17 protein-coding genes and 1 tRNA gene are annotated in these 18,795 nt (G+C 39.6%); all 18 read right to left on the reverse strand.

The genetic code is table 11. The annotated features are described in order from the left end of the window. Positions 1-17: 17 nt before the first annotated feature. The 18 genes from KIV10_RS00310 to KIV10_RS00395 all read right to left on the reverse strand — a co-directional run bounded on the left by KIV10_RS00310 (position 18) and on the right by KIV10_RS00395 (position 18,788). Positions 18-707 carry a YjjG family noncanonical pyrimidine nucleotidase gene (locus KIV10_RS00310; protein WP_214111492.1) on the reverse strand — a complete coding sequence of 230 codons (690 nt, stop codon included), beginning with the start codon at positions 705-707 and terminating at the stop codon, positions 18-20. Then, positions 700-1,992 carry a DUF7033 domain-containing protein gene (locus tag KIV10_RS00315; RefSeq protein ID WP_214111493.1) on the reverse strand — a complete coding sequence of 431 codons (1,293 nt, stop codon included), beginning with the start codon at positions 1,990-1,992 and terminating at the stop codon, positions 700-702. The genes KIV10_RS00310 and KIV10_RS00315 overlap by 8 nt, the downstream gene beginning before the upstream one ends. Positions 1,993-1,997: 5 nt before the next feature. Beyond that, positions 1,998-2,693 carry a RadC family protein gene (gene radC, locus KIV10_RS00320; RefSeq protein ID WP_214111494.1) on the reverse strand — a complete coding sequence of 232 codons (696 nt, stop codon included), beginning with the start codon at positions 2,691-2,693 and terminating at the stop codon, positions 1,998-2,000. A gap of 90 nt (positions 2,694-2,783) precedes the next feature. Next, a complete protein-coding gene (locus tag KIV10_RS00325) occupies positions 2,784-3,239 on the reverse strand; it encodes a Na(+)-translocating NADH-quinone reductase subunit F (RefSeq protein ID WP_214111495.1) in 456 nt (151 codons plus the stop codon). 169 nt (positions 3,240-3,408) lie between these two features. Next, a tRNA-Arg gene (locus tag KIV10_RS00330) sits at positions 3,409-3,482 on the reverse strand. Positions 3,483-3,510: 28 nt separating this feature from the next. After that, complete coding sequence (locus tag KIV10_RS00335; RefSeq protein ID WP_214111496.1) at positions 3,511-3,960, reverse strand: GatB/YqeY domain-containing protein; 450 nt, start codon at positions 3,958-3,960, stop codon at positions 3,511-3,513. 124 nt (positions 3,961-4,084) lie between these two features. After that, positions 4,085-6,073: a cell division protein FtsZ gene (gene ftsZ, locus KIV10_RS00340; RefSeq protein WP_214111497.1), complete on the reverse strand. Its 1,989-nt coding sequence runs from the start codon at positions 6,071-6,073 to the stop codon at positions 4,085-4,087. Between the two features lie 62 nt (positions 6,074-6,135). Beyond that, positions 6,136-7,503, reverse strand: coding sequence for a cell division protein FtsA (gene ftsA / locus KIV10_RS00345; protein WP_214111498.1), 1,368 nt, complete (start codon positions 7,501-7,503; stop codon positions 6,136-6,138). Continuing rightward, on the reverse strand, positions 7,493-8,224 hold the full coding sequence (locus KIV10_RS00350; protein ID WP_214111499.1) for a cell division protein FtsQ/DivIB: 732 nt from the start codon (positions 8,222-8,224) through the stop codon (positions 7,493-7,495). The genes ftsA and KIV10_RS00350 overlap by 11 nt, the downstream gene beginning before the upstream one ends. Further along, complete coding sequence (locus KIV10_RS00355) at positions 8,214-9,569, reverse strand: UDP-N-acetylmuramate--L-alanine ligase (protein WP_214111500.1); 1,356 nt, start codon at positions 9,567-9,569, stop codon at positions 8,214-8,216. The genes KIV10_RS00350 and KIV10_RS00355 overlap by 11 nt, the downstream gene beginning before the upstream one ends. Before the next feature lie 51 nt (positions 9,570-9,620). Further along, the gene (gene murG, locus KIV10_RS00360) at positions 9,621-10,712 is read right to left on the reverse strand and encodes an undecaprenyldiphospho-muramoylpentapeptide beta-N-acetylglucosaminyltransferase (RefSeq protein WP_214111501.1); all 1,092 of its coding nucleotides are present in this window, start codon (positions 10,710-10,712) and stop codon (positions 9,621-9,623) included. Next, positions 10,709-11,899 carry an FtsW/RodA/SpoVE family cell cycle protein gene (locus KIV10_RS00365; protein WP_214111502.1) on the reverse strand — a complete coding sequence of 397 codons (1,191 nt, stop codon included), beginning with the start codon at positions 11,897-11,899 and terminating at the stop codon, positions 10,709-10,711. The genes murG and KIV10_RS00365 overlap by 4 nt, the downstream gene beginning before the upstream one ends. Before the next feature lie 36 nt (positions 11,900-11,935). Further along, entirely contained in the window at positions 11,936-13,300 is a 1,365-nt protein-coding gene (gene murD / locus KIV10_RS00370; RefSeq protein WP_214111503.1) for a UDP-N-acetylmuramoyl-L-alanine--D-glutamate ligase, read from the reverse strand. Further along, a complete protein-coding gene (locus KIV10_RS00375; RefSeq protein WP_317194693.1) occupies positions 13,297-13,656 on the reverse strand; it encodes a four helix bundle protein in 360 nt (119 codons plus the stop codon). Before KIV10_RS00375 ends, murD begins: the two co-directional genes overlap by 4 nt. 37 nt (positions 13,657-13,693) lie before the next feature. Continuing rightward, positions 13,694-14,935 carry a phospho-N-acetylmuramoyl-pentapeptide-transferase gene (gene mraY, locus KIV10_RS00380; protein ID WP_214111504.1) on the reverse strand — a complete coding sequence of 414 codons (1,242 nt, stop codon included), beginning with the start codon at positions 14,933-14,935 and terminating at the stop codon, positions 13,694-13,696. Between the two features lie 3 nt (positions 14,936-14,938). Continuing rightward, positions 14,939-16,402, reverse strand: coding sequence for a UDP-N-acetylmuramoyl-L-alanyl-D-glutamate--2,6-diaminopimelate ligase (locus KIV10_RS00385; RefSeq protein ID WP_214111505.1), 1,464 nt, complete (start codon positions 16,400-16,402; stop codon positions 14,939-14,941). Beyond that, positions 16,399-18,399, reverse strand: a complete 2,001-nt coding sequence (locus KIV10_RS00390; RefSeq protein WP_214111506.1) for a penicillin-binding protein — start codon at positions 18,397-18,399, stop codon at positions 16,399-16,401. Before KIV10_RS00390 ends, KIV10_RS00385 begins: the two co-directional genes overlap by 4 nt. A 65-nt stretch (positions 18,400-18,464) precedes the next feature. Further along, positions 18,465-18,788, reverse strand: coding sequence for an FtsL-like putative cell division protein (locus KIV10_RS00395; protein WP_214111507.1), 324 nt, complete (start codon positions 18,786-18,788; stop codon positions 18,465-18,467). Positions 18,789-18,795: the final 7 nt, after the last annotated feature.

Genomic DNA, 18,795 nt, shown 5'->3' on the forward strand with positions numbered 1-18,795 from the left:
TGTTATACGAAATATTACTACAAATAGTTTTTAATTTCGCTTAGATGATTCACGGTAGCATATGCTGGATCAAATATCTCTTTTCTATAATTGAAGAATAACGTATGCATGCCTGCTGCTTCCGCACCCAGAATGTCAGCTTCAAAACTATCGCCTATCATCATACTTTTTTCCGCAGAAGTATCAGCCTTTTTAAGCGCCGAGGAAAAAACCAATGGATTTGGCTTTTTTACACCTACTTCTTCAGAGCTTGTTACCGTCGTGAAGAATTTTTCAATCCCACTATTTTTCAGCTTTAAATTCTGGACCTCCCTGAAACCGTTTGTAATAATATGCAAGCGATAATTTTTTTGCAAATATTCCAAAATAGCTACGGCATTGTCCAGCAAATAATTGTCAACCGGAAGCTCATCTATGTAGGAAACTGCCATTCCGTCAATATATTCTTCCGGAAAAGTTAGTTGAAACATAGCAAAGGCATCATTTAATCTGCCCCGTCTCAGCTCTTCCTTGGTTACTTTTTCTTCCCGATATTTTTTCCAATATTCTAAATTGATGGGTTCGTAGATTTTTAAAAATTCAATTAAATCTATAGTGACCTTATGTTTGCTAAAAACCCGTGCAAATGCCAATGAGGAATTTTTATCGAAATCCCACAACGTGTGGTCTAGATCGAAAAAAATATCAGTAATATTTTTTCTATCCATATTCCTGAAGTTTTTCTGAAAAAATGCTTCTCCAGATTTTATTTTTTTCCAAATAAGAAAAATCCTTATTTGTAAAGAGTATTGTAAAGGTTCCATTTACGGCATTTACCGCATCGAGCATTCCATTTACGGATTTTTCAATATCTGTGGGATATTTAGTTTGAAATGCATACGTGGTCATTGCCGCCGGGCACAGGGTCAATGGCGTTTTGACTTCATAATCCAAATCATAAAACAGAAATGGAGTACAGGTCCCAGCCCTGAAGCCCACCGTATCCCTAAAAACCATAGTGAAATCCTTTTTTACTTCCAGCTCCACGAGATTTCTGTAAATATCTGGCAGATTTACAAGTAATTGTGAGTTTATTGAACTTGCCAATGGCCTATTGGTTATTGCTTCCATTTGCTGTTTTTCCTCTTTCAAAAGCTCATAATCCGTAAGTGCAGCGTATGAAAATAATAATCCTACTTCTTTGTAATCTGCCACGTATTTCAGCAAAAGTTTGAATTTTTGCCTGTGTGTATTCAGGCTTTCTTCAAATACCAATGAATTTCCCAATAGGAAAAATATGGTCAATTTAAAATTGCTCCGCGTAGCTATATTTATTATCCATTTAAAAGTATTAAATGGATCGCGCTTGGCGCCAATAATCACTTGTGTTCTATTGATAATCTCACGGATTTTTCCCTCCAATAAATTATTGATGTATCCAAACAATGTCCGGAACGCGCCTTTTTGGCTGTACGCAAATGGCTGCGAGGCTTCAATGACCGGATGGATGGTAATTTTCTTCTTCGGAAATTCCATTTCCGGGAACAAGTCCTTCAGCAAATTTTTAAACTTGTAGGCCCAGATATCCACAACTGGTTGGTGCAAAAAGTTTTCTTTGAAAGCGAGACTTTCCGAAGCCATAAACCTTCCCATTTTGTCTTTTACGTGGGGAAGATATTCTTCGTAGCGGCTCAACATATAAAAACTTGCCGAAAAAATATCAAACGGTAGCGCACTGTTATTAGATACAGCGAAAAAACCAACCGTTTCGTCCCATTTTTTTACGCTTATGTCTATAGTTTCAAAACCCTGTTGCTCCAATAATCCATAACTTTGAAAAAAAAGTTCATTGCCCAATGGTTTTTTTCCATAGGAAAATTTAGGGCCGGAATGAGCGATAAATTCTTCAATAGCAGTGGTAAAAACAACGTCTACCTCCAAAATACGAAGGCAAATGTGCTTAAAAATATATGAAATTCGAGGGGTAAGTTTTGTGGTGTAAAGTAGCAACATAAGCGTTATAGCATATTTTCATCAGCAAAGCTAAAGTACGCTTTTTCAGTAACTATAAGATGATCGAAAACCTTGATGTCCAAGCTGTCACCGGCTATTTTAAGTTTTTTGGTAAGTTGGATGTCCGCTTGGCTTGGTTTTAAGGTGCCCGACGGATGATTATGGGCTAAAATTATTCCCACGGCGCCCAGTTGAAGTGCCTCTTTAAAAGCCAAACGAACATCCACAACCGTTCCGGTAATACCGCCTTTGCTCAATTGTGCACTCTGTAAAATTTTATTCGAATTATTAAGATAGATAATCCAGAATTCTTCGTGACCCAATTCGCCAATTATTGGTTGCATATATTCAAAAACTGAATGACTGGAAGTAATTTTCAATTTTTCAAGGGCCTCCTCTCCCCTTCGCCTTCGACCCAATTCCATGGCTGCGGCGATGGTGATGGCTTTTGCCTCACCTATTCCCTTAAATTTCATGAGATCTGAAATGGAATGCTTTCCCAGCTCATTCAAATTATTTCCGGCTGCTGCCAAAATTCGTTGACTCAGGGAAACAGCACTTTCATTGCGGCTGCCAGAGCCAATTAAAATTGCAATCAGTTCGGCATCGCTGAGTGCCACGCGGCCTTTTTGAAGCATTTTCTCGCGTGGACGGTCGTCCTCGTTCCATTTTTTTATCGAAAAAAAATTATTTTCCTCCAAGTGCTGAGTATTTGTTTAAAGATAATAATGATCCACTAAACTTGGAGAAATTTTAAAAGAAACAATGCTTTTTAAAACAGGCAACCAATTTTAGACTGGCTGCAATTCCATTTTTGGAGAATTAACTTCAAATTGAAACATTGATTTATAATCCATGACATTTTCAATTCCGTCAAGCGCGCACAGATATTCAATTGCTGCACAAAGTCCATTAAAGAGTGTTTCCTTTGAAGTGGGATCTTTGGGTTTAATAGATTTATAATTAAGCGGCAACGAGTATCCACAACCTTTTAGAAATGCGGCTTCCGTTTGTAAAAGCTCCAGAGGCGTATAACCGCTTATCCTTTTCCCGAATTTTTGGTTTACCAATCCTACATAATTCAATACAACTGAACCGTGTGCATCGCTTAAATATTTCCAGCTATCGGTATTGTCACAAATATTTCCCACAGCGCAGTGATTGCAACACTCTGGATTTAATGTGCCATCGTGAAAGGCATTATAAAGTTTACCGATTGCGCGCTCAAGTCTGGACGTTAATTGCATAGCATATATTTTTTACAATAGCGCTTTTAAGATACTCAAAAAGTATGAGGCACAAAAAAGAATAACAATTTTTAAAGTAAAATCGTCAGGAAGCTTACAGTTTTAGCTAAAATTAAAAAAATGGTATAAAACATAAAAAAAGGCCTTGAAACAAGACCTTTTACTTTTGTGACCCCGGAGGGATTCAAACCCCCAACCCTCAGAGCCGAAATCTGATGCGCTATTCAGTTGCGCCACGGGGCCAATTTCCGCATTAGCGAATATAAATTTTTTAAGAAAGCCTGGCTTTTACCACATTCGAGATGGTTTTCCCATCAGCCTTTCCAGCGAGCCTTTCATTTGCCAAGCCCATAACCTTACCCATATCTTTCATTGAAGATGCACCGGTTTCAGCAATGATTGCATCAACGGTTTCCGCTACCTCTTCTTCGCTCAGCTGTTTTGGCAAAAATTGCTCTATTACCTGAGCCTGTGCCAATTCCGGTTCGGCAAGATCTTCACGGCCTTGTTCTTTGTAGATGGCCGCGCTGTCCTTTCGCTGTTTCACTTGCTTTTGAAGAAGTTTAATCTCTTCAGCCTCTGAAATCCCAGCTTTTGTTCCAGATTCGGTTTGCGCCAATAAAAGGGCAGACTTTATAGAGCGCAAGGCTTCCAGTGTTTGTGAATCCTTGGCTTTCATAGCCACTTTCATCGCATCCATTACTTGGTCTTGTAAGCTCATTCTTTGCATTTTTATTGAGTGCGAAGATATACAATAATCTGCAATGGTTAAAGGTGATTTGTAGTAAAAAAGCCCAAAATCTAAAAATGATTTCGGGCCTTGCTTAAGTGGATAGCAAAAAATCTTAATCTACATTATCATGTAAAAATGAATTGTTTTTTCGCAATTCAATTTCGTCATCGTCCGTATTAACCGAAGTTCTTGAAATATTTGCCTGATTTGATTTCTGTTCCAAATCGATGCCCATGCGCTTATAGGCAGGCTGTTTTTCGATTTCGTCAATGCGCGAAGACGAATTTTTAAACTTGTAATTGAATTCCTTCATTCTGCGCTTTCGCTCCTCTGTGCGGTCGCTCAACAATTTTGAAATGGGCGAGTTCATAGGATCCTCATCTTCCTCGATATTTTTTTGAGTTTCTGCAGGTGCTGAAACGGTTCTTTTTTCAAAAACTATTTCTTCCTCCGCAACTTCTTCCATTGAAGGTTTTGAGGGTTTTGCCTTGCTCAAAAACGTCTCCATTTCTTGATAATCATCAAGGCTGTAACGTTTTACGCCATTGCCGGAAACTTCCGTTATTGGGATAATCTCAACGTGATCGTTCACCTCAATTTCCTCGAGATTGAAAATGACTTTTTTTCCTTCCTCTTGATTTATGGAATCAACTTTTGGTTCTTTCTTTTCTGAAACTGGATTTATGGGAAGATCAAACATCAACATTTGTTCATCTTCGTTTTCAATTTCAGCTTTTTTTGAAACAATCTGTGGTTCCTCATCTTTTGGTGCTTCCAGAATCACAAACTCGTTCACGTTCATTCTATTGATTTCAACCTGCGAGAATTCGTCAACATTTTCTACTGAAATTTCCTCAAAAGAAACATTCAGGTTTTTAAGAAATTGCGACGTTTCTATATATCCTTCAAAAGGTAATTTAATTTCGTGCTCCGCTTCATCAAATAATGTATGCCTCACAATTGGAGAAGTTGATTTTGGCGGATTCTGCTCCTGTTTTTGTGGCAATCTTACGGGAGAAGCAGTGGCTTTTGGCGTAAGTGTTTGTTCGGCTCGCTGCTCATCTTCAAGGGTATGGATTATTTTTTTAGTCTCAGTATTCACTATTTCGTTTTGCTGCTCTACGTTAAATCCCGTAGCAATCACGGTTATGGAGATTGAGCCTTCAAGAGTTTCATCCTCGCCCACACCCATAATAATGTTGGCACTGTGTCCAGCTTCATCTTGGATGTAATCGCTAATTTCGCCAATTTCATCAATAGTGATTTCCTCTGAGCCGGAAACGATAAGCAACAATACGTTTTTGGCTCCCTTTATTTTATTGTCATTAAGAAGCGGAGAATCAAGCGCTTTGGAAATGGCTTCTTTTGCGCGTGCACCGCCTGTGGCAGTTGCGCTTCCCATAATTGCGGTACCGCTGTTTGAAAGAACTGTTTTCGCATCACGAAGGTCAATATTTTGGGTGTAATGGTGGGTAATAACTTCGGCGATTCCACGAGCAGCGGTGGCCAAAACTTCATCAGCTTTTGAGAATCCTGCCTTAAAACCAAGATTTCCATAAACTTCGCGAAGCTTATTATTATTGATTACAACCAATGAATCTACATTTTGACGTAGTTTTTCCACCCCGATATGTGCTTGGTCATTTCTTGTTTTTCCTTCAAATTGAAAAGGAATGGTTACGATACCAACGGTCAAGATGTCCAGATCCTTTGCCATTTTTGCAATAATGGGTGCAGCTCCCGTCCCTGTACCACCGCCCATTCCAGCGGTGATGAATATCATTTTGGTATTTGTGGTGAGCATCCTTTTAATTTCATCCATACTTTCCACCGCAGATTGCTCACCCACTTTTGGGTTGGCACCTGCTCCAAGTCCCTCGGTTAGGGAAACGCCCAATTGTATTTTATTAGGCACAGGGCTGTTTTCCAAGGCTTGGGCATCTGTATTGCAGATTACAAAGTCCACGCCCTTTATTCCCTGACTGAACATATGGTTTATGGCATTGCTCCCGCCGCCGCCTACGCCTATAACCTTAATCACATTGGACTGGTTTTTAGGCAGATCAAATGAAATGTTATTAAATTCTGTGTTGCTGCTCATATTTATATTTTTTATTGCAATTTTTTATTATTCTTCCTTACTCAAATAACGATCTGAAAGCTTTATTCAGCATTATCAAGGAAATCCTTGAATTTTTCTGCCCACTTATCAAAAAAGCGCTTTCTTTCCCTTGGTTCTTTTTCGGCTCCTTCATTTTCTTCCGGAAAAGCTTCCTCACGCGGCAACTCCTTACTTTGTTGCCCCTGCACTTTTTCCGCTTCATCTTTTTCCAAAGTATGTGAAAAACGCTTCATTAGTGATGATTTTTCCTTGCTTTCCAAACTATTCAAAACCAACCCTACGGCCGTGGCATACATTGGGCTGGTGGTTTCGGCATCACTGTCGCCCGCCAGATGTTCATTTGGATAACCAATGCGGGTATCCATACCGGTAATATATTCCACCAATTGCTTTATATGCTGGAGTTGTGCGCCGCCACCCGTAAGCACTATCCCGGCGATAAGTTTCTTTTTTTGTTCTTCGTGACCGTAATTTTTTATTTCCAAATAAACCTGTTCAATAATTTCAATAACTCGGGCGTGAATTATTTTTGAAAGATTTTTTAGGCTTATTTCCTTTGGCTCACGCCCACGAAGTCCGGGAATACTTACGATTTCATTGTCCTTATTTTCTCCGGGCCAAGCAGATCCAAATTTTATTTTCAGCAGTTCTGCCTGTTTTTCGATAATGGAACATCCTTCCTTTATATCTTCAGTAATCACATTTCCACCGAAAGGAATTACCGCTGTGTGACGAATAATTCCATCTTTGAAAATAGCCAGATCCGTAGTGCCGCCACCAATATCAATTAAAGCAACGCCGGCTTCCTTTTCTTCCTGACTCAAAACCGCCTTCGCCGAAGCCAATGGTTCCAAAGTAATGGCGGAAAGCTCCAATCCAGCACTTTTTATACATCTTCCCACATTTCTGATAGAGGAAACTTGTCCAACGACCACATGAAAATTAGCTTCCAGCCGCGCGCCATACATACCAATGGGTTCTTTTATTTCCGCTTGTCCGTCCACTTTAAAATCCTGCGGCAATACGTGCAGAATTTCCTCGCCGGGAAGCATTACCAGTTTGTGCACTTGATTGCAAAGACGCTCAATATCCTCTTCGCTTATAACGTCCTCGCCGTTGCTTCTGGTAATATAATCACTATGCTGCAGGCTGCGAATATGCTGTCCTGCAATGCCCACGACTACATCCTTAATTTTCATACCTGAAGAATTTTCAGCATCCTGCACCGCTTGCTGGATGGATTGGATGGTCTGCGTAATGTTGTTGACCACACCGCGGTGCACGCCAAGACTTTTCGCTTTTCCTATTCCCAAAACTTCCATTTTGCCATAGTCATTTTTTCTACCAATCATAGCGACTATTTTGGTAGTTCCAATGTCCAATCCTACTGCAATATTATCATTTTCCATGGCCTTCTTTTTTTGTGGCGATTACCTGACTTTCAAATTTCAAATTGATTTGGCTATAACTTGAAAGCGTACTGTCTCTTTTAGTTTTTTTGTAAAAAGCTTTAAAATTCTGAAACTTCTTTTCTATTGAAATCGGTTTTCCGAAAAGCACTTTAAAATCCATTTTCCGAAGCTGGAGCACCAATTCCCCATTTGCGTGGCTGTCTATCCCAATAACACTACTCCGCATAAATTCATCTTCGTTTATTTTTAAAAGCAGCGGTGTTACCTCGGTAAATTCTGTATTGGAAATTCCTGTGATTAATGGCACCCTAGCTGAATAAACACTGGACAACGGCATTCTTTTCCCATCTGCGTCCAGGTAATAATCTGGCGATGCGCTCACTCTTCCCACCGGTTGTCTTTGCTCAATTTTTGCCCCTAAAACCCCATCCACAGATAGATACACCTGCGCGTCCCGAATCATTGGGTTTTCCACCAAACGCTGCTCCATCTCTTTCAAAACTAAAGTTTCTTTACCTACGCTCGTAACGTTGGCTTCATTTTGTATCAACAATTTATTAACTGAATTGTGGGTTATAAACGGGCTGTTATCATCCATAAATTCTATCTCCACTTTTGCTATTTTACGGCTCTCATTCCGTTTTTTGCTGAAGCTGAATAGAAAAATCATCAGCCCAATAAGAACCATAAATTTCAATATTTGCAAACTACGCTTCATCTTTAACTATTTTGGTTATTTTACTTACCTCCGCGCCTATGTCCCCTGCCCCAACGAGCAATTTTATCCTGCATTTTGATTGAAGCAAAATTTCTGGCAAGGCCGACTTGAACACCAATTTTTTATTTTCTGAAGAAACCATATTTAAAAGCCATTCAGAAGTAATGCCCTGCATAGGCTCCTCACGCGCGGGGTAAATATCCAGAAGTACTACCTCGTCAAATTGTGATAGACTTTTCGCAAAACCTTCTGCAAAATCGCGGGTTCTACTGAAAAGGTGCGGCTGGAAGACAATCTGTTTGTGATCCTTTGGGTACATTTCATCAACCGCTTGAAAAAGCGCGTCAATTTCAGTGGGATGGTGGGCGTAATCATCAATCAAAACCAGCTTTTCGGTTTTAATTTTATATGAAAAACGACGCTTGACGCCTGTAAAACTTGCCAATGCATTGGGCAGGCAATCGGTTGGGGAGCCTGCTAAAATTGCCATGCCCAAAGCCATGATGGCATTACATAAATTGTGGTGGCCCGGAAGCCTGAAGGTTAGGTCATGTAGGGTTATTGTAGGAGTCTTCAAGTTGAAAACATAATTTCCATTTTCTATGCGCACATTTTGCGCTTCGTAATCTGCGGTTGTTGCCACCGCTACAGTCATGCCGTCCAGTGGCAAATTATTTTTAATCAATACATTACTTTCCTCTGTAACTAAATCCGCAAAGGCACGAAATGCATTTTCCAATTCGCCCGCTGTGCCGTAAATATCCAAGTGGTCTGCATCCATCGAGGTAACGCAAGCGATATCTGGCTTCAACCTTAAAAATGAGCGATCAAATTCATCAGCTTCAACCACGGTTATTTTATTACCGCGGTAAATAAAATTGGAATTATAATTTTCGGCAATCCCGCCCAAAAATGCCGTTACGGGCATGTTGCATTCCGCCAATAAATGTCCCAAAATCGCCGAAGTAGTTGTTTTCCCGTGCGTTCCGGCAACTGCCAGGCATAATGTGTTTTTGGCTACTTCGCCCAAAAGCTCCGCTCTTTTTATTACTGAAAATCCATTATCAAAAAAATAGTTCAAGATGTTGCTTTGCTTTGGAATGGCTGGGGTAAAGACTATTTGTGTTTCTTCCGAAGCTTTTATCATTTCAGGAATTTCAGAAATAGCATCAATAAAATTCACTGGAATTCCTTCGGCCTTCAATTCATCCGTTAAGTCAGACGGGGTTTTATCGTAACCAAAAACATTTCTACCCTGCATCTTGAAATAACGTGCAAGCGCGCTCATCCCGATGCCGCCAATCCCGACGAAGTAGAAATTCTGTATTTTTTTTAGGTTATTCAATGTTTAAAATTCAAGTTTCAGGTTTCAGGTTTTTAGTTCCCCCTTTGGGGGTTAGGGGGCTATCATTTTCTCAATTTCATCCACAATTTCCTTTGTGGCATTTGGTTTTGCAAGTTTTTTTATATTGCTTGAAAGTGATTTCTGTTTTTCTTCGGAAGAAACCAACGCTGAAAATTCACCTTCAAACACTTCATCCAAATCCCTTTCACGTATCAATACAGCTGCGTTTTTTTCAGATACTGCTTTGGCGTTTTTTGTTTGGTGATCTTCCGCCACATTGGGAGATGGGATAAAAATCACAGGTTTTCCCACCAAACAAAGCTCCGAAACCGAAAGCGCACCCGCCCTCGAAATAATGAAATCTGCTGCGGCATAAGCCAAATCCATCCTATTTAAAAAAGCGTGGATCTGTACATTTTCAGACGATTTGTTCTTGTAGATTTCTTCGTAAAATTTTCCGCACTGCCAGATTACTTGTAAGTTCTGTGCTTCGAAAAAGGGCAGCGATTTTTCGATCAATTGGTTAATCCTTTTCGCTCCGAGACTTCCGCCCAAAACCAATAGAGTTTTTTTATTTCTTTTTAAATTAAAAAATGGGATGGCCTCTTCTCTTTTTGAAGAAATATCCAGCAAATCCTGCCGTACGGGATTTCCCGTAAATTTTATTTTATGTGAAGGGAAAAAATTCTCCATTCCTTCATAGGCCACGCAAATACTATCCACTTTATTGCTCAGCCATTTATTGGTAATTCCCGCATGGCTATTCTGCTCTTGAATCAAACAAGGAATTTTTTTCATCGATGCCATTTTCAGCAACGGTGCGCTGGCATAACCGCCGGTTCCTATTGCCGCATCTGGCCTGAAATCTTTCAATATTTTTTGTGATTTGTAAAGACTTGAAACCAATTTCAAAGGAAAAGCCAAATTCTGGAGCGATAAACTTCGCTGCAACCCAGAAATCCAAAGTCCCATTATTTTATAACCAGCCTGCGGTACTTTTTCCATTTCCATTCTATCATTTGCGCCCACAAATAAAAATTCAGCATTTGGGAAACGAATTTTCAGTTCATTTGCAATGGCAACCGCCGGGTAAATGTGACCGCCGGTTCCACCTCCGCTTATGATGAATTTTTTTGGCTTCATATCGCTTCACTTAAAATATCCAGCGGATTTTCTTCCGATTCCTCTTTTACCACTACTTCACGTTTTGCGCTTACGCTCAAAACCATTCCTAGCGCTAGGCAAGTCATCCAGATTGAAGTTCCACCGCTACTGATAAGCGGCAAGTTTTGTCCCGTTACGGGGAATAATTCAACCGCAACTGCCATATTGATCATCGCCCGAAAAACGATGGGCAGGCCGACTCCAATTACCAGTAATTTTCCAAAAATTGATGTTGACTTATGTGCTACAACCACTATTCTGAATAATAAAAACAGATATAAAAGCATCAAAAACATACCGCCTAAAAGGCCAAATTCTTCCACAATTATGGCGTAAATAAAATCAGATGATGATTGTGGCAAAAAGTTTTTCTGAACACTTTTTCCTGGCCCCACACCTGCCAAACCACCGGAGGCGATTGCTATTTTTGCTTTTTCAATTTGGTAATCCGCTTCGGTGTCTTTATCATTCGCAAAATTTTCAACACGGCTCATCCACGTATCCACACGGTTTGGAAAAACTCCCGGGAATGCTTTTGCTGAAAGGACAAAAAGTATTAGAAATAAAAGTCCTGCACCTAAAATAATTCCCAAATACCGCGATGGATATCCGCCCACAAATACAAGCATGACAACCATACAGAAAAATATGGCAGTAGTTGAAAAGTTTGCAGGTAAAATTAAAGCCAATATGAAAAAAACCGGTACCCACAGCGGTAAGATGGTTTCCTTGAAAGTAACTGTTTTATCCTTTATACGCGATAGGTAGCGCGCTACATAAGTCATTAAAACTACCCCTGCCAAAGTTGAAGTTTGAAATGTAACACCTACAAAAGGTACGCGAATCCAACGGCTTGCATTGGCGCCGTCAATTGTGGTTCCTTCCGCCATTGTAATAACAAGCAGAATAACAATCACGGGCATCGCAATAATGGAAAGCCCCCGAAAGTAATGGTATGGTATTTTATGCACACCATACAAAATACCAAAGCCCAATACCAAATGTGCAAAATGTTTCAATAAATAAGGCAATGTGCTTCCATCTCCATACAAATATGCAAGATTGCTGCTCGAGCTATAAACAGGCATAAAGGAAAAGAGCGCCAAAAGCCCTACAATCCCCCAGATTGCCTTATCACCTTGTATGTATTGAATAATATTTCGCACTATTGTTTATTGCTTATTGTTAATTGTTAATTGCAATTATAAGTTCCTTACAGCTTCCTTAAACTGTCTTCCGCGATCCTCGTAGTTTTCAAATAGATCAAAACTTGCGCAAGCCGGGGAAAGAAGCACGGTGTTATTTCTTTCAGCCAATCTGTACGCAACTTTAATTGCGGCTTGCATAGAATCTGTTTCAACAATTGTATCCACCACATTTCCAAAGGCGTTTATAATTTTTTGGTTATCTATTCCCAAACAAATTATTGCCTTTACCTTTTCATTTACCAGTGGCAAAAGTTCGCTGTAATCATTGCCCTTATCCACACCTCCCACAATCCAAACCGTTGGATTTTCCATACTGTCTAGCGCAAAAAAGGTAGCATTCACGTTGGTTGCCTTACTATCATTTATGTACATCACATTATTGATTTTTAAAACTTTTTCAAGTCGGTGTTCAACGCCTTGAAAACCTTCTAGACTTTCACGGATGGTTTGCTTTCTGATTTTCAATAATGTAGCAACCGTTGATGCGGCCATTGCGTTCTTTACATTGTGTTCCCCCTGTATTCCTATTGTTGCGATTGGCATGTTGAATTCTGTATTATTTATTTTTATTACTATTTGGTTATCTTTTTTAAATGCGCCTTGTTTCAATTCTTTTTTTACTGAAAAAGGGAGCAATTGCGCTTTGATGGTATTTTTTGAAAGCCATTTTTCAATTTCCACATCGTCTGCATCATAAATGAAATAATCCGCCTCGGTTTGATTCATTGTAATCCTGAATTTTGAGGCGATATAATTCTCATATTTATAATCATATCTATCCAAATGATCCGGACTCAAATTGGTTAAAACCGCGATATGTGGTGCAAAGTCTTCAATTCCGTCGAGCTGGAAACTGCTTAGTTCCAAGACAAAGTTTTCATATTTTTCTTCTGATACCTGTTCTGCAAAACTCTTCCCGATGTTTCCGCCCAAAGCCACATTTAATCCGCCATTTTTCAGCAATTCAAATGTGAGACTTGCGGTCGTGGTCTTTCCGTTACTTCCGGTTATTCCCACAATGGTTGCTTCCGTATATTTTGAAGCAAATTCAATTTCAGAAATTACCTTTATGCCAACTTCCCGAAGCTTTTTTACAATGGGTGCTTTATCAGGTATTCCCGGACTTTTCATCACCACATCCGCTGAAAATATTTTTTCTTCGGAATGGCCTTCATCCTCCCACGCTATTTCATTATTTATAAGAACTTGCTTGTACTTTTCCTTTATTTTTCCATAGTCTGAAACGAAAACTTGAAATCCCTTTTTCTTCGCCAAAATTGCCGTTCCCACTCCGCTCTCACCACCGCCGAGAATTACGATTTTAGATTTACGACTTACGATTTTAGATTGATTGTTCATTTTGAGTTTATTCTTTTACGAACCGTATTTATTGAAGCTACTGTTATTGAAAGCAATTCATTAGCTTCACCGTGTAATCTATTTATTTCTGAATGGTGCGTTTCTGAAATCTCTTTTAATATTTCTAAGAAATAGATACTTTCATCCGCTTCCTCTTCTACAATTTTCAATTTATTTATAAAATCTCTATCAGATTTTCCACGGCAAGCCGCTCTGTAATTTGCTCCAATTGAACTCGAACACCTAATCAATTGATTGCAGTAAGCATTATATTGCCTTGAAATGGGAAATTGCATACATAAATTGCCACAATCAACCGCAAACCTGAACATCCTTCTTTTAATTTCTTCTTTCACAAATCGTATATCTAAAATCTTACATCGTAAATTTTAGTTATCTTATCTTTAGCGTAACAATCGTAATTACCGCCAAAAAAATTCCCACAATCCAAAACCGGGTTACAATTTTGCTTTCGTGAAAACCCCGTATTTGATAGTGGTGATGAAGCGGCGACATTCTGAAAATTCTTCGGCCCTCGCCAAATTTCTTCTTTGTGTACTTAAACCAACTTACCTGTAAAACAACCGATAGATTTTCCATTAAAAAAATGCCGCAGAGAATAGGAATTAATAATTCCTTTCTAACAGCAATTGCTATTACGGCAATAATCCCACCAATGGTCAAACTGCCCGTATCGCCCATAAAAACCTGTGCGGGATAGGTGTTGTACCACAAAAAACCAATGAGCGCCCCCACAAAAGCGGTAATGAAAATGGTCATTTCGCCTGTGTTGGGGATGTACATTATATTTAGGTAATCAGAAAAAATAACGTTGCCGGAAACCCAGGCAAACAATGCCAGTGTAAGCCCAATAATTGCTGAAGTACCAGCGGCCAGCCCATCAATCCCATCCGTGAGATTGGCGCCGTTTGAGACAGCCGTAATTATGAAAATTACGATTGGGATAAAAATGAGCCATACATAACTTTTGTAATTTTCTCCAGCCCAGCTTATTAGATTTGAATAATTAAATTCGTTCTCCTTCACAAACGGAATGGTGGTAAGCATCGCTTTATCCTTTACATAAAACGTGCTTTTTGAATCCTTTTCAACAATTTCAGTGAGGGATGCCTTGTTTTCGGTTTCTGGAATACTCCGCTGAACCACAATATCTGGGTGAAAATACATGGTTGCACCAACAAAAAGGCCTAATCCTACTTGCCCAATTACTTTGAATTTACCCGGAAGACCTTGTTTATCGTTTTTAAATTTTTTGATGTAATCATCAATAAAACCGATGGTTCCCATCCAAAGTGTAGTCACAATAAGAAGAATTACATAAATATTTTCAAGTTTTGCGAAGAGCAGTACTGGAATTAGCGTGGCAAGAATTATAATAATTCCGCCCATAGTTGGCGTGCCGGCCTTTTCATTTTGGCCCTGCAAACCCAGATCGCGAATGGACTCGCCTACTTGCTTTTTCCGAAGGTAATTGATGATTTTTTTTCCGTAAACCGAAGCAATAAAAAGTGATAAAATTACAGCCAACGAAGCGCGGAACGTAATAAATTCAAACAACCCCGCTCCAGGCATATCGTACGTTTTTTCCAAATAGTCGAATAGATAATACAGCATTTTCTATTTGTTTAGGGTTGTTAAGATTTGGGTTACAATTTTAAAATCATCAAAATCGAAGCGCTCCCCATTTATTTCCTGATAGGTTTCGTGGCCCTTTCCGGCTATCAAAATGATGTCATTTTCATTTGCCATCTGGCAAGCGGCTTTAATCGCTTCCTTGCGGTTTGTAATGGATATGGTTTTTTTATAATGCTCGGCTGGCACACCTGCCTCCATTTGTTCAATAATTTTTTCAGCATTTTCCGTGCGTGGGTTATCGCTTGTAAAAACTACTTTGGTGCTCAAACTTGCGGCAATATTTCCCATTACGGGTCGCTTTTGCGCATCACGATCGCCGCCGCAGCCTATGACCGTAATTACTTCTTCATTGCCGGTACGAATACCATTGATGGTTTCCAAAACATTTTTTAAAGCATCGGGCGTATGCGCATAATCCACAATGGCGGTTATTTTCTTTTCTGAAATTAAATATTGAAATCTTCCCCCCACACTTTCCAATGTGCTCATTATCTGAAGGATTTCCAATTCCTTTAACCCTAATAGTTCTGCCGTTCCAAAAATTGCCAAAAGATTGTATGCATTAAAACCACCAATCAATTTCACCCACAATTCCTGATTATTTATTTTCAAAAGCTGTCCACTGAATTGGCTTTCCAAAACTTGTGCTCTGTAATCAGCATAAGTCTTTAGGGCGTAAGTATGCTTTTTTGCTTTTGTATTCTGAAGCATTACCACCCCATTTTTATCGTCCACATTTACCAATGCGAAAGCAGTTTTAGGCAATTCATCAAAAAAGGATTTTTTCACATCCCTGTATTCCGCGAAATCTTTATGGTAATCCAAATGGTCATGTGAGAGATTAGTGAAAACCCCGCCGCAAAATTGTAGTGCTTCAGTACGCTTTTGATGGATTCCGTGGGAGCTTACTTCCATAAAGCAATATTCCACGCCCGCATCAACCATTTCCCTTAAATATTTATTTATAGTTAAGGAATCTGGTGTGGTATGGGTGGCTTTAAATTGGGTATCTCCCACCATTATTTTTACGGTTGAAAGCAACCCGGCTTCCATTCCCGCTTTTTTGAAAAGTTGATATAAAAGTGAGGAAACAGTGGTCTTGCCATTGGTCCCCGTGATTCCGACAAGTTTCAGTTCTTCGGAAGGATTTCCATAGAAATTTGCCGCCATAATAGCAAGCGCTTTGTGGGAATCGACCACTTGAACGTAAGTAATTCCGTTGACGATATTTTCCGGCAAGACTTCGCAAATAATTGCCAAGGCACCTTGATCGGCAGCTTTTTTTATAAATTCATGCCCATCTGAAATTGTACCCTTTATTGCGATAAAAACATCATTTAAAGAAACTTTCCGGGAATCAAATTCCAGATTGTTTATAGCCACCGAAGTATTGCCAACAACTTTTTCGATGGTTACCTTATACAATATATCCTTTAAAAATATCACGATAAACTCAGTATTATTTGTTGGCCTTTTTTCAACGTTTCCCCAGATTTTATGGATTGGTTTTCAACCTTTCCATTACCGACAGTTTTAACCTTAAATCCAAGATTTTCCAAAAGTGAAACCGCATCCATACCAGGCATTCCCGTTACATTCGGCACGGTTTTATTGCTTTTTTGAAGTAAAGCATAATATTTTTCGAAATCTTCGTTGAGGACTGGGTCTGCTTTTTCAATATCATTTACTTCATCTATATTTCTTGATTCCGTAAATATTTTCTGGGCAATCCGCTTAAACACAGGTCCAGAAACGTCTGCACCATAATATCCTTTTCGGGTACTTGGTTTATGAATTATTACAATGCAGGAATATTTGGGATCTTCCGCAGGAAAATATCCAGCAAATGATGAAACATAGCGCGGGTTTGCCTTCCATCCATCCATCCAGTATTCGGTTTGTGCCGTTCCCGTTTTTCCGGCCATCGAAAAATATGGTGAGTAAAGTGATTTGCCCGTCCCTCTTTTAACTGTGTTTTTCAGTATTTCTCGCACTTGACGCAGGGTTTCGTCAGAACAGATTTTTGGATTTCTTATTTTCGTTTCATACGTTTCTACTTTTTCGTTCCACGCACGCACTTCTTTTATAAATCTGGGTTTTACCATTACCCCATCATTCGCAATGGCATTGTAAAAAGTCAAGGTTTGCAAGGGTGTAATTTCAAGTCCATAGCCGTATGCCAATGATGGCAGTGCGTTGCGGCTCCATTTTTTGTCGCCCGGCTGCGGGATCATTGGGTTGCCCTCACCTTTTATGGCAACTCCCGTTTTTTCATTTAAATGCCATTTTTTTAGACGATCAATAAATTTGTGGGGGTTTTTGGAATAGTTATCATTTATAATGGTTGCCAAACCTATATTGGATGAAACCTCTAAAGAACGTGCAGCGGAAATCTTCCCAAAGCCACCCCGATGCGAATCGTTTATAGGTTTTGCGTAGAAAACTTTGCGGCCATTACCGGTGTCCACAACTGTACTCGTATCAATTACTTTATCTTCCAAAGCAGCCATAAACGCCATCGTCTTAAATGTAGAACCAGGCTCGTGCGCTTCCCCAATAGCGTAATTGAGTTTCTCGTAATAAGCACCTTCTGAAGTTCTTCCAAGGTTGGAGACCGCTTTTATCTCGCCTGTTTTTACCTCCATCACTATGACCGTTCCGTGGTCTGCTTCGTAATATTCTAATTGCTTCAAAAGGGCGTGGTGCGCAATATCCTGAATATTGACATTTATGGTTGAAATAATATCATAACCATCCTGTGGTTCAATTTCATTTTCATCGTAAACGGGCTTCCATTGGCCCTTTGCGATTTTTTGTTTCAGCCTGTGACCTTCTTTCCCCTGAAGCAAATCATGAAAGGCGCCTTCCAATCCCACGGCATAATAACCCGGGCGATCAAAGGCTTCATCGCCCACTGTTCTTTGTGCAATTTTTCCAATGGGATGCTCACGAACGGTTCGTTGCTCCACGATTATTCCACCTTTATAGGGCCCTTTTTTGAAAAGAGGTAAATTTTTCACTTTTATATAATCAGAATACCCCAGATTTTTCACCACCAGCAGATACCTATTTTTATCGGCGCGTGCTTTTCTGAACATATTTTGATAATGGGAAACCGGTTTGCCGAACATGGCACTTAATCCTTCGGAGAGCGGTTTTAGATTATCCCTAAAGTCTTCAGAAGAAACCGTTACGGCATCAAAACGGATATCATACTTTGGAACAGAAGTGGCCAAAAGACTGCCGTCATCCGCATAAACGTTACCGCGGTTTGCGGGAATAACGAAATTTTTGGTTGTATTTTTATGTGCCAAATCCCGATATTCTTCCCCGTGGACGAACTGGATATTCATCAGTTTAACACTTATGGCAAGCGCAAAAACAAACATAACACCGGCGACGATGTACAAACGGTTTAATATGTTTTTTTCTTCAAAAGCCACTCGGGTTTCAGTTTTTAGTTTTGGTTTATGGTTAAAATCGCTGTTCTCTATTCTATTTTTTGTTATTATTTCTGCGCTTTCTTCACAATTTTTATGCGTGTTGGCGGCGTAACTGATGGCTGCAGGCCTCTGCTCTCCATCGCTGCAATAATTTTACTTTCCATACGTGTTTGCATCAAATTCATACGCACATCTACATATTCGCTTTTCAGCTCTTTTACTTCCGCATTCAATTTTGAAATTTGATGGACTTTTTTGTCGGCACTGTGTGAACTTGCAATCATTATCAAGGCCAGTAGTGATAGGAAAATGATGAAACGCCAATTTTTCAAAGCATCGTCACTTACCAAAAATTTCCCTTTTATAATGTTGTAAAAACCGTCTTTCATTTTTCTA

This window comes from Aequorivita echinoideorum, assembly GCF_018476645.1.
Taxonomy (GTDB): domain Bacteria; phylum Bacteroidota; class Bacteroidia; order Flavobacteriales; family Flavobacteriaceae; genus Aequorivita; species Aequorivita echinoideorum.